General features: G+C 34.1%; 14 protein-coding genes. 5 read left to right on the top strand and 9 right to left on the bottom strand.

Translation table 11 applies throughout. From position 1 onward, the window contains the following. Position 1 precedes the first annotated feature (1 nt). The 6 genes from ASG01_RS15370 to ASG01_RS15400 form a co-directional block, all read right to left on the bottom strand. The gene (locus ASG01_RS15370) at positions 2 to 553 is read right to left on the bottom strand and encodes a DUF6934 family protein (protein WP_055865739.1); all 552 of its coding nucleotides are present in this window, start codon (positions 551 to 553) and stop codon (positions 2 to 4) included. Between the two features lie 223 nt (positions 554 to 776). Beyond that, a protein-coding gene (locus tag ASG01_RS15375; protein ID WP_117613476.1) for an IS3 family transposase occupies positions 777 to 1,948 on the bottom strand; the annotation gives its coding sequence in 2 pieces (ribosomal slippage) (positions 777 to 1,702 and positions 1,702 to 1,948; 1,173 coding nt in all). Between the two features lie 79 nt (positions 1,949 to 2,027). Next, entirely contained in the window at positions 2,028 to 2,909 is an 882-nt protein-coding gene (locus ASG01_RS15385; protein ID WP_055865745.1) for a hypothetical protein, read from the bottom strand. 155 nt (positions 2,910 to 3,064) lie between these two features. Next, positions 3,065 to 5,362, bottom strand: a complete 2,298-nt coding sequence (locus tag ASG01_RS15390; protein WP_055865748.1) for a restriction endonuclease — start codon at positions 5,360 to 5,362, stop codon at positions 3,065 to 3,067. A 260-nt stretch (positions 5,363 to 5,622) separates the two neighbouring features. Then, positions 5,623 to 7,275, bottom strand: coding sequence for an ATP-dependent nuclease (locus ASG01_RS15395; protein WP_055865749.1), 1,653 nt, complete (start codon positions 7,273 to 7,275; stop codon positions 5,623 to 5,625). 317 nt (positions 7,276 to 7,592) lie between these two features. Further along, a complete protein-coding gene (locus tag ASG01_RS15400; protein ID WP_055865752.1) occupies positions 7,593 to 7,835 on the bottom strand; it encodes a helix-turn-helix transcriptional regulator in 243 nt (80 codons plus the stop codon). A 365-nt stretch (positions 7,836 to 8,200) separates the two neighbouring features. Between ASG01_RS15400 and ASG01_RS15405 the strand changes: the two genes are divergently transcribed. From ASG01_RS15405 to ASG01_RS16345, 4 genes are all read left to right on the top strand, one after another. Next, entirely contained in the window at positions 8,201 to 8,596 is a 396-nt protein-coding gene (locus ASG01_RS15405) for an RNA polymerase sigma factor (RefSeq protein WP_055865755.1), read from the top strand. A 47-nt stretch (positions 8,597 to 8,643) separates the two neighbouring features. Continuing rightward, positions 8,644 to 9,015 (top strand): hypothetical protein, encoded by a 372-nt coding sequence (locus ASG01_RS15410; RefSeq protein WP_157844213.1) that lies wholly within the window; start codon positions 8,644 to 8,646, stop codon positions 9,013 to 9,015. Beyond that, positions 8,999 to 9,379, top strand: a complete 381-nt coding sequence (locus tag ASG01_RS16340) for a hypothetical protein (RefSeq protein ID WP_317038775.1) — start codon at positions 8,999 to 9,001, stop codon at positions 9,377 to 9,379. The genes ASG01_RS15410 and ASG01_RS16340 overlap by 17 nt, the downstream gene beginning before the upstream one ends. Positions 9,380 to 9,457: 78 nt before the next feature. Further along, complete coding sequence (locus ASG01_RS16345; protein WP_317038776.1) at positions 9,458 to 10,111, top strand: hypothetical protein; 654 nt, start codon at positions 9,458 to 9,460, stop codon at positions 10,109 to 10,111. 537 nt (positions 10,112 to 10,648) lie between these two features. Here the strand turns inward: ASG01_RS16345 and ASG01_RS15420 are convergent. The 3 genes from ASG01_RS15420 to ASG01_RS15915 all read right to left on the bottom strand — a co-directional run bounded on the left by ASG01_RS15420 (position 10,649) and on the right by ASG01_RS15915 (position 14,726). Continuing rightward, positions 10,649 to 12,454 (bottom strand): T9SS type A sorting domain-containing protein, encoded by a 1,806-nt coding sequence (locus tag ASG01_RS15420; protein WP_055865760.1) that lies wholly within the window; start codon positions 12,452 to 12,454, stop codon positions 10,649 to 10,651. 103 nt (positions 12,455 to 12,557) lie between these two features. After that, positions 12,558 to 14,372, bottom strand: a complete 1,815-nt coding sequence (locus ASG01_RS15425) for a T9SS type A sorting domain-containing protein (RefSeq protein WP_055865763.1) — start codon at positions 14,370 to 14,372, stop codon at positions 12,558 to 12,560. Positions 14,373 to 14,510: 138 nt separating this feature from the next. Continuing rightward, positions 14,511 to 14,726, bottom strand: coding sequence for a hypothetical protein (locus ASG01_RS15915; RefSeq protein ID WP_131725396.1), 216 nt, complete (start codon positions 14,724 to 14,726; stop codon positions 14,511 to 14,513). 276 nt (positions 14,727 to 15,002) lie between these two features. Between ASG01_RS15915 and ASG01_RS16070 the strand changes: the two genes are divergently transcribed. Next, complete coding sequence (locus ASG01_RS16070) at positions 15,003 to 15,155, top strand: hypothetical protein (RefSeq protein ID WP_157844214.1); 153 nt, start codon at positions 15,003 to 15,005, stop codon at positions 15,153 to 15,155. Positions 15,156 to 15,584 lie beyond the last annotated feature (429 nt).

Below are 15,584 nucleotides of genomic sequence, written 5' to 3' on the forward strand. Positions count from 1 at the left end.
TTTATTTATTTTTGATAACATAAACAATATTATATAAATGTTTTTTAGTGCTATTATAATCAACTAAATTTATGTTGTTATTTTCATCTTCAATACCACCATAAAATTTATATTGCTTTATCAAATCATCATAATTTGCATCAATGTAATTGGTGTAAATTCTCAATCTTTGATTAAATTTTCTACAATTACCTTCTCCACATTTATCACATGCTTCTTGACAAATTTGTAGAAATTCTTTAGTTCCATCACTTCCTCTAACCATTAATATTCTATCAGAGTAATTTCCAAAAAAACGTGGAATACTACTTAATACAGTATTGAATACTTTACGTCCATCATCATTATTTGAAACAACATTATCTATAATTTCATCTTTTTCTATATCATAATTTCCAAAAGCTAAATTATATATCTGATAACTACGCAAAGGTTGAACGTACTGATATTCAATTGCTTTAACAATAACTTCTTTTCCCTGACTTATGAAAATATATTTTAATGTTTCTTCCTCTACATCTTCTAGTTGATAAAGATCTGTGTTTAAATTCATTATTGGTTTTTAGTTCGTCAAATATAATCCTTTTTTATATTCATAACTATAATGAACTAGCCAATAATAATATATTAATTAAACAAATATAATTCAAATTAACGACAAAACTCTTCGTATTTAAATAGTTACTTTATAAATACATAACAAATATACGACCAAAATTTATTATAAACAAAAATCTGAACTTGCAACTATTTTTGAGACAAAATTTATATACTCTTTATGCTACATTTTTAGATTGATTAGACATTAAATTTTGATACTCTTTTATGGTTAAATTTCCTAAAGCTGAATGCCTTCTGTGAGTGTTGTAAAATGTTTCTATATATTCAAACACAGAGTTTTTAGCATGATCTCTAGTTTCATATTTATTTTGATAGACAAGTTCGGTTTTCAGAGTTTTGAAAAAGCTCTCAGCTACAGCATTATCATAACAATTTCCTTTTCCACTCATACTTCGAGTAATGTTTTTTCCGACTATTGATGTAAATTCTGTACACGCATATTGTATCCCTCTATCTGAATGGAAAATCAAGCTATCATGATCCTGTAAAGGCCGATGGAGTCTTGCCATTTTCAAGGCAGCAATACTAGTGTCCTGAGCCTTCATCGTCTCACTTAATGACCAGCCGATAACCTTTCTGTCAAACAAATCAATGACTGTAGTAAGATACAACCAACCCTCACCTGTGCGGATATATGTAATATCAGACGCCCAAACCTCTTTACTGCTTTTAACCTGAAAGTTTTGATTCAAATAATTTTTAGAAACAGGGTATCGATGGGATGAGTTGGTAGTTTTCTTAAATTTTTTCTTTACAATACTTCTCAGGTTGCGTTCTCTCATTAATCTAGCCACTAAAGGACGTGAGGCTCTCATTCCCTTTGCTTCTAGTTCTCGGGCAATACGAGGGCTTCCATATCTCCCACGGCTCAAATGATAAATACTGAAGATTTCTGCTGATAAAATGGCTCTTCTTTCTGACCGACTACTCGGCTTTCTTTTCTTCCAATGATAAAAACTGCTCCTGCTTACCTTTAGTACTTCGCACATCTTCCCGACAGGAAACACTCCAGCGTGTTCTTTGATAAATTTATATCTTACCCGTCTCTCTTGGAGAAGATGCCTACCGCCTTTTTTAAGATGTCACGTTCAAGCTTTGTTTCTTCCAATTCCTTGCGTAGTCTCAATAACTCTTCCCTTATCGGATCAGAGGATATTTGTTTTTCCTTACTAAGTTTGCCTTCTTTGTGAAGTTTTCGCCAATTAACGAGACTTTCTTTACAGATCCCCAATTCTTCAGCTACCGAGGATACATTGCCTCGCTGCTCACTTAAAGATACTGCTTGGATCTTGAACTCTAAACTGTAATTTTTTCTGATCTTTTTCATACTCTTAAAGATAAAGAGTATAAGAATTGTGTCATAACAAAGTTAGCAACTCCAACTTATGGGCTTTTAAGATCGACAACTATTTGAATTTTTCCATATTTTCAGACTTTGAAACAGTTTGAGCTTTTCCTTTGACCATAGTTTCTGTAATGTAGATCAATTGTCCTTTTTTGTGTGTAAAATAGTCAGACTGCAATAATCTAAAATACCCTTTTCTAAAATGTGGAATTTTTGAAATTTGAGGTTTACTTTCCTCAAAAATAGCTTGAGACATTTTAAAAACTACATTATTATCTGATCTATCTTCACCCCTTGGAAATGAAATTTTGGGAACACCTTCTTTTACACATTCAGGAAAACATTTCATATATGCAATCGTGTTGATAGCAAGTCTGAACATTTTAGACAGCGTGATAGATTGTATATCCTGTCTTTTATTTAAGTCAGTGTAAAACTTGTCTGACAAAACACCATTATTTTTGCCATGCGAAAAATATAATTCTAAAGTATTATTTTCGAATAGGGTCAAGGCAAAAGCATAACCGTGTTTTTCATTAGGAATATGTAATCCAAAAGAATAATAAACGCAATTTGCGTTTCCTTTTGTTTTAGTGTACGTAATTTGTTTCTGGTCTCCATTATCATAAAGATACTTTCTTATCCCATCTAGATCCGATAGCTTGGTGTTCTCAAGAAAATCCTGTAGATATTTTTCGATGAAGAAAATATGCAGTAAATCTCTTTTAGAATCTTGTGCCCATAATTCTAAGCCAGTAATTAATAAGTCTCTTTTTTCAAGGCTTTCATCTGGCAAAAGAGGAGAGTGCAAAATATTGTGTCTCAATAATGAGAAAATAATATCATCAGAAAATTCCGGAGTAAGTTTTTTTTGATTTTTATAAAGCTCATCCCAATAAAATCTTAGTGGGGAACTGTAGCCTATTTTTTTTCCTTGGTTCATGTCTTAGCTTAATAATCGTTAGTAAGAAATTTCATCTTAAAAATTAATTTGCTCCAATATATCTCTTATGTAAGTATACATCAAATCTTCCACACTAGGAGTTTAATATATATATGTATGAAATCTAACGGAAACCTTTGCCATTATCACAGTCTTCATTCATCCGCTAATCCCCCAAATAAGTTCGCAATATACTCCTCCTCTTTAAACATTTCTTCTTCATATTCTACATCCTCGCGTGAAAAATCGTCCTCTTTTTCCATTTGTTCATCAATTTCGTCCAAAAATTCAGCATGTTTTTCTGACAACTGGTCAATGTCATTGTCAAGATTAAATCCAAAATCATCTTTTAATTCTTTAAGCTCATCAATAAGATTTTCGTATTGGTTTACTTCTGTGGTAGTAATTTCATACTTCACTACATCTATAATCATCTTTTCAAATTTTGCATTTGCTTCAAAATCTTCATATTCTATTGAAAATATTTTTTTTAACTTAAAAAAATCTTTCAATGAGTCTATTGTCTTGACTTGACTCGCAAAACTGTTAACTAAATCAACCTTTGAAATATTAATGTCTTCGACGTTGATTTTATTTAGTAATTTTATATAAGCTTTTCTTTCAGAGTATCCTTTAAATTGTGGTTGAATAGTTTGTAAAAACTCTCCAATCACAAAATCATATAATTTCTTATTGGAAGATTTTTCTAACTCTTCTAATATTTGTATCAAGAAAGAATATTTAAAGTCTTCATTTCTAAACCATGCAAAATTATTGCTATTTTGAAAGTTTGCTCTGTAAATATATGATGACTTGAATAGGTGGAAATCTGAGATTATTTTATTAATATACTCTTCCAGCAATTTTTTATCTAACTGAATTCTACGATTAAATTCATTGTCAGATGTATCAAATGTAAAAATTCTAAAAAACTGACTAACATAACAAAATGAATTTATCAAATCGCTTACTAGTTCCCCATTACCTCTAATATAATTAATTAAGAAATCCTGTATAGAGGGATTCTGGAATTCAACAGCAATTTTTTTATAATAATCCATTTTGGTACTTATAAAAGTGCTTTCTAACTCTTTAATAATTTTTTTGAACTCTATTGAATCTATTGTCAGAGGGTACTTTTTAATATTTGAAGTTACAAACGAATTAATTGCTATTTTTAGATCTTCTAAAAGGACAGGTGTGCCAATCGTTGATAAAATTAATAAAGTAATTTGAGATCCTTTCGAAATTGTGTTTTCAAAAGCATGAAGCCAGACACTTGTTGGATTGTCAAAAAATGAAAGAATAGTTTTAGAAAAGTCTTCTGGCTCACAATTTTCCCAAAATTGATTTTGAACAAATGTTTCAATTATTCGCGGATTATAACTTTTATGTTCTATCAGTTTTAAATACCTTTTGTTTTTAATTAGATTTTTTAAATGAGATTTCGGTACTTTGCCAAAAAAAAGATGATTATATAAAATTTCTGCTTTGATAATTTTTGTGTAAGTAGATAAATCTAATGTGCATTTGACAAGTTCAAGTGCTGGGTTATTTAGAGACTCAAATGAATTTTTGGCTTGATTTAATATGTATTCTCTCGTTGCGAGAATAAAAATTTTATTTTTTGCTTGTTTAATCTTTGCGATAAATTTTATAAGCTTACTATCCTCATTCATGGACAATCCAGTTTCTAAAAAATTTCTTCCAAGAAAATCGTCAAAAAAGAAAATTTGCTTTTTACCATCTTCATAATAAGAATAGGCATCATTTATACTATCGGAAACATAAATGAACTCGTCATATTCCTTTGCCAAAAGACGATAAACTAACATACGGGATAATGTAGTCTTTCCTATTCCAGGTAGTCCGGAAATTATAACATAATTATTCAATTGTAATATATCTAAAGCTTCTTTAAAGCTATTGTTTTGAACATAAATTTTTAAGGTTTCTTTAATTTCTTCTAGTTCAAATTTCGATTGATTGTAAACAGTGCTATGAATAAGCTTTTGCAAAATATTTGTGCTCGAAAGCCACAGTTTATAATACCGTTCTTCAACTTTTGGATATAACGCTAATAAATTATTTAAGTCAGTCTTGCCAAGTATATCTTCTGTAGATATAATGTAAGGATGAAACATTTTCATTATTTCATTTTTATTGGGAGGAGTAAGACCGACGCTTGTCGCTATTATATATCTATCTGGTTTAATCTTTTTTACATTTATTAATTCTGTCTTTAATGTTGATATTAGGTCACTATATTTGGAGTATCTTTTTGCTTGGACAATTATGTTATCATCGGTATTAGATGCTGCTCTTAAATCGATACCACCATCTTGTCCACTTGTAAAGCTTTCAAAAAAAACGTCAAGCTTCTCTTGTAAAATATCTCTGGTGAAATTTTCAAATTCAAATGATGATAAATTTAAAAAATTGTAATCGTTCATTATTTTATAGTCTTTATCTCTGACAATTCTCAAATAGTTAATAATTTATGGAGCGTTTTCCAATCACTCAATCTGATTTAAAACTTAAAAAATATTATAGAAAAACTTCGATTGTCGCCTATTAGTATCACCAACATACAATCTTCAACCTTGCTAGTATTATTAACGTCTTAAAAGATTATTTTAAAATAGGTAATGTTTAACTAGAACATTTAAGCGATTTAAGTCTTTGCATTAAATAATTCAATAGCTAAAACATTTTAGAAAGCTAATGACCAACATCGATTAAGAGCACTATAGCAAACATTTAAATCATTTTCAAATTGTTCCTGAGTAATGTTTTCACCAACATGTTTTGCTAGCTGTCTCTTTTTTCTTCCGGTAATAATTTTTTCTCCGCGAAGATTTGTCTCATCTAAATCAGCCTGGGTTTTTCGCCAATTTGTATATGTTGCACAAACTTGGTCAGAATAACATTGTTCAATATCTCTTAGATGCAAGATGAAAATTTGAGAATTTTCATCTAAATGTCTATAAGTCTGTCTGAATGCTTGAACTCCACCGCTGGTCTGTGCGCTTGGCTGATCTAACATCATAATCAACTTATTCTGATAAATACTTGTATTAAGAGGAGAGTAAACTTTTTCAATTGCGTTTATACTTCTTTCTGCTTGATCTATATCTCCATTCGCTTTTACAATCTGTATTGCTGGTCTATCGGAATAGAAACGTTTTATAACTCTTGTTAATAATTCGAACTCACTTTGTCCTTCAACAATTAGGAAATTTTTTGGAAGTAAAAGATCAGAAGGGCTTCCGCCTAGAAGTTCAAAAATTACGTAAGGTTTATCTAAGTCAGAACTAATTATTATTTCAGTTTCTCCACTCGTTTTCTCTACCTTAAGAATTGATTGGTTTTCGCAATTATCAGCAACGAAAACAGATGAATGTGTATTTATAAATACTTGATCAGTATCTTGTGAAAGAAGATGAAGTACATTTTTTAAATTTCGTTGTGCTGTTGGATGTAGATGGAGCTCTGCCTCATCAATAAAGAAAAGAAATGATTTACCTAAATCATCATTCTCCTTCCTAAAATCTGCATACGCTTGTATTATTGCAAGCATTAGTGCACGTTGCATTCCATCACCCTTCTCTTCTGCTGATGTTTCAACACCATCGTCAATTGATGTAGAAAAGCTTTTAAGTAAATCGTCAAATATGGGAGCAGAAACTTCAAACTTTACTTTTGTAGTATCTGGGAACTGTTTCTCGAGGTGAAGTTTCACCTTTTCGCCAATTGTTTCAAATTCTGCTTTTATTTCTGAATCATCATGTTCAAACAATTCTATAAATTTTTCTTGAAACTGACGATATTGTTGGTTAGATTGTAAAATTGTATTTAAAACACCAGACAACATTATTCCAATTGGTGTAGTTTTCGAATATTTTGCAACAGCATCATAATATTGTTTTGTGCTTATATATTCGAATTTTGGTAAAAAATCATTTAGTGCAGCATCAAAACCCGTCCCAGGTGTAACCATAATTCCGTTAACAAACATTGTTCTTTTTGTAGGATTGGTGCTAGTTCTTTGAAAAACTACTTTATCTGAGCCATCTAATGCTGTTTCTATTTTAGTTTTATTTGCAACATGCTGCATATTATTTGCACCGTTAACAGCACCAGAAAATTCTATCTCCACCAATATTTCATTTGTAGCAACCCTCTTAAACTTTAAATCATTTACGTTTGTTCCCCGACCAACTCCATTAAAAAAAAATTCAACAGCCTCGAAAAAATTAGTTTTACCACAATTATTTTGACCTACAAAAATGTTAAAATCAGTTGTTATAAATTCGGATGCTTTTATGGAGCGAAAGTTTTCAATTTTAATTCTCGTGATTTGCATAGTTTTTTTGTTTTTTTAATTTTATGAATTGATCAAAGATAATTATTCCAATTATTAACAAATTGCGTGATACCGTAAATTGCAAAAAAACTGAATTTATATTACAATTTGTATTTTTTGCAGTAATCAAATGCTTCTTTTAAAAGAATGAACATTTAGCTATTTCTTTATTTTTTATAAAAAATAAAAATAAAGAAAATGGAAATATAAAAACTCAGTGTTTTTACCTAATTTTAGATAGTTATACAGCACCTTTTCTAAAACAAAAAATACCAACTCTCGTCGGTATTTTATTAATTTATAAGTTATCTATTGTGTTATGTATCAAAGTCAAAAAAATCCCTCAGCGATATTCCAACGAGATTAGAAAATTTTGCTATTGTATAAATAGTTAACCCTCTTTTATTATTTTTACTTTCCCAACGATTTAATATTTGTCTATCGATTTCGAACTTTTTTGCAAACTCAGATTGCGACAAACCAGTACCAGCTCTAAGAAACTTAATCCTATCAGCAATTTTATTTTTTAATATTATATCTTCCTCAGTAAGTGCGGCCATCTTGCAATTTTGCAAAAACCTACAACTTTATTGTAATCCACTTGGATTACAATAAAGAATTTTTTTATATTTGTAAATAACAAAATGCAATTATTCCAATTAAAAAATTGAAGCAATTGCTTAGAATCTCGCATTAGAAAACTGGTAATTTTTATGTGTACGAGAAGATAAGTATCTTTGCCCACGACCGCGGCGTGGGCTCACTTATCGTACACGGGTATACCAGTGCCTCTAATGCTGTAAGTTGAGTTCCACGCCGTTTATTTTGCGCAAGACTAAATAAATAGGATACGATTAATATGTAGAATTCTTCTTTAAATATAAGCAGTTCCTTCCAGCAATAATTTTGCTAATACAGACTGCTTATGAAAAGAATAAACACTCTACCCCGAAAGTTAACCGATTTTCAGTTGTTTGAGCTACTGAAAGAAGGCAATCCTGTCGCTCTAAATCATCTTCATCTACGTTATAAAAGACTTCTCTTCTGGCTTGGATGGCAGGTGTTGAAGGATGATTTTGTAGTAGACACTATTGTTCAAGATACCTTTCTCAAATTGTGGACACACCGAGACACCATTGAAACGCCTGATCATATTACCGGCTTTTTACGTTTTGTTATGAAAAGGGATTGTATAGCATATGTCAGTGCTCCCAGAAATAAATTCACCCGCCTGATGGCTTCTCTCGATAGTTTTGAGAATTATCAGGAATATCTTGCAGGTTACGATCCTTTGAAAGATAAAGAGTATTTACACAGCTAGAATCCGATCAGAACAAATTCGATGAAATCAAAAAGGTGTTAGCCGTATTGAATCCCAAAAGAAAACACCTAATAGAACTCTGCCTTGAATATGGCTTTCAGTATAAATCCATTGCAGAAGCTATGGGAAGTAGTGTGACGGGCATTAGCATGGAGATAAGCAAAGCCATAGATGAGCTTCGTAAAATCCTTAAACTCACTTCTTTTGAGCCGCCACAAGAAAAAAATTTCAATAAAGAAGAGCAGTCAGAAAAACTCAGCAGTCAGCAGCTCGAGATCATCAAAAGACGGTTTGAGCATAAATCTTCGTTTGCGATAATTGCACAAGAACTCAAACTGCCTGAAAAAGAAGTCCATCGAAAATTTCTGTACGCCTGGCAGCATCTTCAAAATCAAAACCGATATGAAATACCCCTTTGATATGGAAAAATCTACGATAACCCTGACCCGAAAAATTCAGCTTGTGATCGATATTCCATCTGATGATAAAAACCAGTTGTGGGAAAAGCTCTACCGGTATCAAAACCGCTGTTTCCGGGCGGCTAATTTGATTGTTTCCCATCTGTACGTACAGGAAATGATCAAGGATTTCTTTTACCTCACTGACAAAATTCAATACAAACTGGCTGATGAAAAAAAAGATGAAATGGGAATCTTCGACCGTTCGAAAACAAACACCACGGCACGCCTGATATTTGACCGTTTCAAGGGAGAAATCCCCAACGACATTCTGGGATGCCTGAACAATACAATTCAATCCACCTTTTCCAAAAACAAAGCTTAGTATTGGCAGGGAACGCAATCTTTAAGAAACTTTAAAAAAGACATTCCCATTCCGCTTCCGGTCTAGTGCATCAGTAAAATGAAGTATGATCCAGACAAGAAAGCATTTACCTTCAATATGTTTGCGATCCCTGTTAAAACCTACTTAGGGAGAGATTTCTCTGATAAGCATTTGGTACTGGAACGCCTTCTAAGAGAAGAGATCAAACTACGCAACTCAAACGTTCAACTGAAAGACGGAAAAATCTTTTGGCTGGCGGTCTTTGAATTTGAAAAGGAAAACCACGGTTTAAAACCTGAAATCATTGCTGAAGCATCATTGTCATTAGAACATCCAATTGTGGTAAAAGCCAATAATGTGCGAATGAATATTGGCTCGAAAGAGGAATTCCTATACCGCAGGTTGGCGATACAAGCCAGCAATAAAAGGATTCGAGTTGGAGTCCCCTATTCCCGTTCAGGACACGGAACCAAACGCAAACAGAAGGCACTGCAAAAAACAGAAGATCTGGAAAGCCGCTACGTCAGCCACCGGCTTCATGTGTACAGCCGACAGCTGATCGATTTCTGCATCCGGCAGCAGGCGGGCACGCTGATTCTTAAAGATCAGGAAGACAAAATAGGGATTGCCAAAGAACAGGAGTTTGTACTTCGCAACTGGAGCTATTATGAATTGCAGACCAAAATAAAATACAAAGAAGAAAAGGCAGGTATCGAATTGATCATTGGATAGCTGAAAAAATAACGAGGGTGCCTGTACACCCGCAGGGTGAGGTCTTGAAACACTCACTGAATACCGAAAGGTATATGCAGCGGCGTGGGCTCTTTTTTTATCAGGCTGTAGGCTGTAGGCTGTAGGCTGTAGGCTGTAGGCTGTAAGCAATAGGCTTTAGGCAGGAGGCGGTAGGCAGGAGGCGTGAGTTGTGAATGGGTCAATCAGTGAATGGTGAATTGTCAATTTGAGGAGATGTAACTAGGGTGAAAGTTTATAAATAAACTCCCATAACAGTAAATAAAAAAATATACCTATTGACACTACCTATTAAAGAGCTTAAGGTCGAAAATCCATACCATTTTCCCCCAATACAGTGATACGCGTGTAACCTCGATTTTCATCTATTTTTAGGGCCAACGTTTCGGCATTCATAGCAAAACGTTCATCTAAGATCTCTCATTTCATCACCTTGAATGTACGCTTTATTACAATGTATAAACACTTTTATATCCTATTTATATCCTCAAAAAGTCCTTTGAGGATGTTTCTAAAGGCTTAACGTACAATCATTGTAAAAGACTTTAAAATTTCGTTTTTGGAATCAGATACTTTTAAAATATAGCTTGCTGAAATTAAAAAACCTGTTAACTCAAAATTAATTTTCTTTTGTTTTGAAATGTTTTGCTGATAAACCATTCTTCCTGAAGCATCGAAAATCTGCATTTTACAATTTTCTTTTTCCAAAAGATCTCCCTGCAAAGAAAAATTACCATTATTGGGATTATCAAATAACTGTAAATCTTTACTATCGGTTACCTCATTGGTTCCCAATTCGCTTCTATCGTCAAATCTTGCAATAAAACCTGTATAAAAATTTGTGGTTTGCAGAGGCAATTGTGGTTGGTAAGTTCCGGCTGTTGAAATACCTGTAGAAGCATTAGTAGCACCTACCAAGTAAAACTGCCCATTGCCCCGGGGATAAACGGAAATCACCGGAACACTTAAATTTGCGGGACTATTACTTCCTCCATAGTAGGAGCACCATTGCTGATTTCCCGAGGTGTCGAACTTAGCAAAATATAATGCAGTTCCGTTTGAGGTGCTTACCGGGTTGGTCTCCTGATAGGCTCCCGGGGTTGCTATATTATTGGTTTGTCCGTAGCTGGCTCCGGTAATAAAAATGCTATTTTCTGTCAGTGCCAACTGTCCATGAGCCAAAGCATGGTCATAACCATTACTTCCAAAATATGTTCCCCATACTCTGTTTCCTGTTTCATCCATTTTTACCAAAAAATAATCGGTATCTCCTGTAGGTGTCGCTTTAAAAGCTCCCGGAGTAGCAAAATAACCGGTAGCACCTGTAAAAAGAAACTGAATGCCCAAAAAATAAATACCGGTAGCATTTACTTTCAAAATTGTGGGAACATCTCCCCCTGTGGATGACGGGTCGCCAATATACGTTCCCCATACCCTGTTTCCTGCTGCGGTATCCATTTTGGTGAGCGCAAAATTTGTAGGTGTTGGCTGCCATGTACCGGGAGTTGCCATTTGCGAATTCGAACCGTCAGACATAATGTACAGATGATTGTTGTAATAAGCAATGTCAACAACACTCTGTCTGCTGTGAAAGTAAGTAGTCCATTGCAACTGGCCGGCAGAAGACAGTTTTGCAATAAATACATTGTGATACGGTAGATTGGTCGTAGGATCTATATCTACAGTATAATTAGGCTGAAAAGTACCTGACGTACCCATATTCTGAAGCTGTGTTGACCCCTGTACATAAATATTTCCGCTGTCGTCCTGCACAATACGTTCTACATTGTCCGGGAGGAAGGATTTCCAAAGTAAAGTTCCGTTACTGCCTTTTTTATACAGCATTTTTGTTTCTGTAGAAGAGGCACTATTGGGGTTAGAAGTAAACCACACATTGCTGCCTGCGACATCTGCAGCATTGTATTTTTTAGTATAAATTCCATTACCGCTTCCGTCAAACGCCCACTGATAACCGTCACTGCTGTCATTGGGAGATACATATTCGCTAAGCAGTGCGTTGCCGGTACTGTTGAAAACTCCATGCAGGGTATTGTAGGACGTACTGCTGTCTACATAATTGGTGCTGTTGACTATGTATTGATTATACTGAGTATCCGTTAAAGTCGTTTGACCAAAATAAACTGTACCATTTATATAAATAGTATTGGGGAGTGAAGGATTAAAAAATACATAGCCCATATGATCGGGGCCGCCAAGCTCCGTGACTGCAGGACCGTAGTAGGTGCCGTAGGTTCTTTGATAATCAAAACTTTGCGCTGGGTACAAAGACGACAGGACGAAAAAGAAAAATAAAATTATTTTCATATACAGGTGATTAGAATTTTAAAATGCTTTCTCAGTAAATCCTGCGCTAAGAAAGCCTACTTACAGTAACATTATCTATTATCTATTATGCCTGGTGAAAATATTATTTCTTCACAACCAGTTTAAATGTTTTTAATGCTTCCCCATTATCTGAAGATACGTTGAAAATATAAGTGCCGGATACAAAAAGATTTTCTAACGAGAATCTGTGAATTTTACCTTTTGGTAAGTCTTCTTTATAGATTAGTTTTCCGGAAATATCAAAAATGTGGATTTTGCAATTTGTGGTGCTTAATACATCTCCTGTTATGTTGAAATTCCCGTTATTCGGGTTATTAAAAAGCTTAATTTGACCAGCTTTTGTATTTTCTGATGTTGCGAGGTTCCTGGACGCAAACTTAGCAATAAAAAAAGTGTAGTCTGAACTGCCTGGCCCTGCTATTGGTAGGATTGCGGGTTGAAATGCTCCTTCTGCTGAGAACCCGTTGTGGTTTGCCGTAATTCCAGCCAGGTAGAATGACTCTGAATTATTTGAAAAAAAGGATTTTACAGATCCACCAAGGAATATTCCTAAAGAGACATCAGTAGCTCCGTAGTAAGAAGAAACAACCAATTCTCCAGATGTATTAAACATTGCAAAAAAAATATCAGGTACACTCAGGTTGGGCTTTACGTTTACAAAAGCGTTTGCACTGGCAATATTCTGACTGAGTGTTCCCCCGGAAATCAATATTTTGCTGCCTTTTACATCCAGACTGGAAAATTCGTCTGATTCTGTACCTCCAAAATACGTGCTCCAAACCCGCTGTCCGGAAAAATCAAATTTACTTATCACAATATCCTCATTTCCCGCCGGTTGCGCCTGATATGCTCCCGGAGTTGCAAAATAGTTGGTATTATTCGCTGAATAAATTTCAATAGACAGACCTAATGTATAAATCCCGCTTTCTGTTACTTTTATTTGCGAGATGCTGCCGTAATTATCAGAAGGCCCATAATATGTACCCCAGATTCTTTGTCCAGTATTGGCACTAAATCTCGAAATAGCACTGAGCGCTTTGGTTTGCTGAAATGTGCCATTGGTGGCAAGTTGTGTATTTGTCCCTAAGAAATCTGAACTGGTAACTAAGTACAGATCTCCATTATATTCATCAAGTGATGATATTTCTTCGGCAGGATAGTAGGTCGACCATATTTTCTGTCCCAAAGAATTAAGTTTTACGAGATAAGCATTCTGTCTGAGGCTTCCATTTACGTAATCTAATACAAAACTGCTCTGGTAACTTCCCGTATCTGCCAGGTCTTGTTTTTTGGTACGTCCGGCGAAGTATATATTTCCTGCAGTGTCTGTTGTAAAGCTTAGATCTGAAATACCTGCAGGAATGAATGTTCTCCATAGAAATATACCGTTAGCGTCATACTTTGCTAAAAGTGATGTTCTGTTGTTTTCTATATCCTCTACTATAGAACCTGTAAGCCAAACTCCTGTACTTGCGGATGCATTCAGTATATTTTTTGATTCGTTTACATAATAACTTCCATCCTCATCACGATATATTATTCTCTCGCTTTCGGATGTGCTTAATGTAGCACCAGGAACCGCATATTTTGAATAGAGCAAAGAACCATTATCACTGATCTTGCCTTCTAAGCGATTGCCTATTCCGGGAGTAAATCCCTGCATGCCTGAAGTGATAAACTGGTTGTAATAAGTGGTATTTGAGCTACTATTGTATTGTCTGTCAATGATAATATTACCATCATTAACCTCTGTTGCTTTATAACTGGTGGGTCCCGTAGTTCCGTTGGTATAAACTCCACCAAAATAAGTTCCCCAGCTTCTTTCGTAGAACTGAGAAACCTGTGCAGAATATAATCCTGCAAAAAATACTAAACTGTAGAAAATAGAATTCTTCATCTTTACTGAATATTTAAGTTTGTTACGCCACCGATAATATACCGATCAGCATAATTGTGTCTCCAACATCAGGAACACATTCACTGGAAGAACTGCATCCTATGCCACCTATTGAACACCTGCAATTATTATAACGATTTAAATAAAAGGATTTCCTGCAGGATCTCCAGACAATACCGGTGGACTGACCCAATTGGTCAGGTTAGAAGTATAACCGCCAGTTGTATTTTGTAGGTTATTTGCTAATGATGTACAGTGCAAACCGTCAGAAGAAAAATGAAATCTATTTATCTGTCCACGTGAGAAAAACAGCTGAAATGTAATCACTGTAAATAAGAAAAGTATTTTTTTCATAATTACTGTTTTAATAAGTGTTTATCCCCTACGTGAAGACTGTATATAGAATTTCACAGCCAAATTAATCATTTTTTACGAATATCATTATATAATCTACAAAACAATCACTTAAAACAGTAGAATCGCAGTTTAGAATATAATATCTAAATTTTTGTATACCATAATTTCAAATTTAACTCAATATATTAAAACAACGGAATGTCTCTAACAAATGAATCTTAACTCATTGGAATTCAAAAAGTTAGTAAAGCTGTTACATTTACTCGAAAACAAATGAAAAATTTTGCCAAGCCAGGTTTTTATACAAAGCAGCCTGATGATTATGGCGCCGCTATTTTTTATCATTCAGGTGCGAAATCAGCTCCGTATGAAACCTATCAATTTCCCGGTTTTGCCTGTATGAGTGTTAATAATGAGATTTCATGAACCGTATGCGCAGATACAAAATGAGAAGTCCGTTTTTTCCGGTGAGGCACAGTAGATTTGAAAGAACCGTCTTCAGAAATCTCATAAATCTTATCTACATAACTACCATTTAGAATGTGGGTTGTAAAACTAAAAGGGTGAGCGTGAATGTGTTCGTTCCGCTCTTTTGCACTGAAAGATGTATAACTGTATCGAAAGGAAGACCGATCAGATGATGCTTCATGAAAACAGCATTTATCTTTTCACGCTTTATTTTTAATTTTAACATGACTGCAATTTATATTGTGTAATCATCAGATATTCTATCTGATCTCTAAAAGTTTGAAAAATAATCTTAATTTTATCTTCTACACCATAAAGGTAAACAACTGGAACTATTTAAAATATGACCCAGAAAACAGAGACGAACCATCGCCAGAAAAAAGGTAA

The organism is Chryseobacterium sp. Leaf180, assembly GCF_001424585.1.
GTDB lineage: Bacteria > Bacteroidota > Bacteroidia > Flavobacteriales > Weeksellaceae > Chryseobacterium.

Coding starts and splice junctions, on each gene's coding strand:
- ASG01_RS15395 (WP_055865749.1), bottom strand. CDS start 7,275: ATGCAAATCACGAGAATTAAAATTGAAAACTTTCGCTCCATAAAAGCA.
- ASG01_RS16345 (WP_317038776.1), top strand. CDS start 9,458: ATGAAGTATGATCCAGACAAGAAAGCATTTACCTTCAATATGTTTGCG.
- ASG01_RS15390 (WP_055865748.1), bottom strand. CDS start 5,362: ATGAACGATTACAATTTTTTAAATTTATCATCATTTGAATTTGAAAAT.
- ASG01_RS16070 (WP_157844214.1), top strand. CDS start 15,003: ATGAAAAATTTTGCCAAGCCAGGTTTTTATACAAAGCAGCCTGATGAT.
- ASG01_RS15405 (WP_055865755.1), top strand. CDS start 8,201: ATGAAAAGAATAAACACTCTACCCCGAAAGTTAACCGATTTTCAGTTG.
- ASG01_RS15400 (WP_055865752.1), bottom strand. CDS start 7,835: ATGGCCGCACTTACTGAGGAAGATATAATATTAAAAAATAAAATTGCT.
- ASG01_RS15370 (WP_055865739.1), bottom strand. CDS start 553: ATGAATTTAAACACAGATCTTTATCAACTAGAAGATGTAGAGGAAGAA.
- ASG01_RS16340 (WP_317038775.1), top strand. CDS start 8,999: ATGAAATACCCCTTTGATATGGAAAAATCTACGATAACCCTGACCCGA.
- ASG01_RS15915 (WP_131725396.1), bottom strand. CDS start 14,726: ATGAAAAAAATACTTTTCTTATTTACAGTGATTACATTTCAGCTGTTT.
- ASG01_RS15425 (WP_055865763.1), bottom strand. CDS start 14,372: ATGAAGAATTCTATTTTCTACAGTTTAGTATTTTTTGCAGGATTATAT.
- ASG01_RS15385 (WP_055865745.1), bottom strand. CDS start 2,909: ATGAACCAAGGAAAAAAAATAGGCTACAGTTCCCCACTAAGATTTTAT.
- ASG01_RS15420 (WP_055865760.1), bottom strand. CDS start 12,454: ATGAAAATAATTTTATTTTTCTTTTTCGTCCTGTCGTCTTTGTACCCA.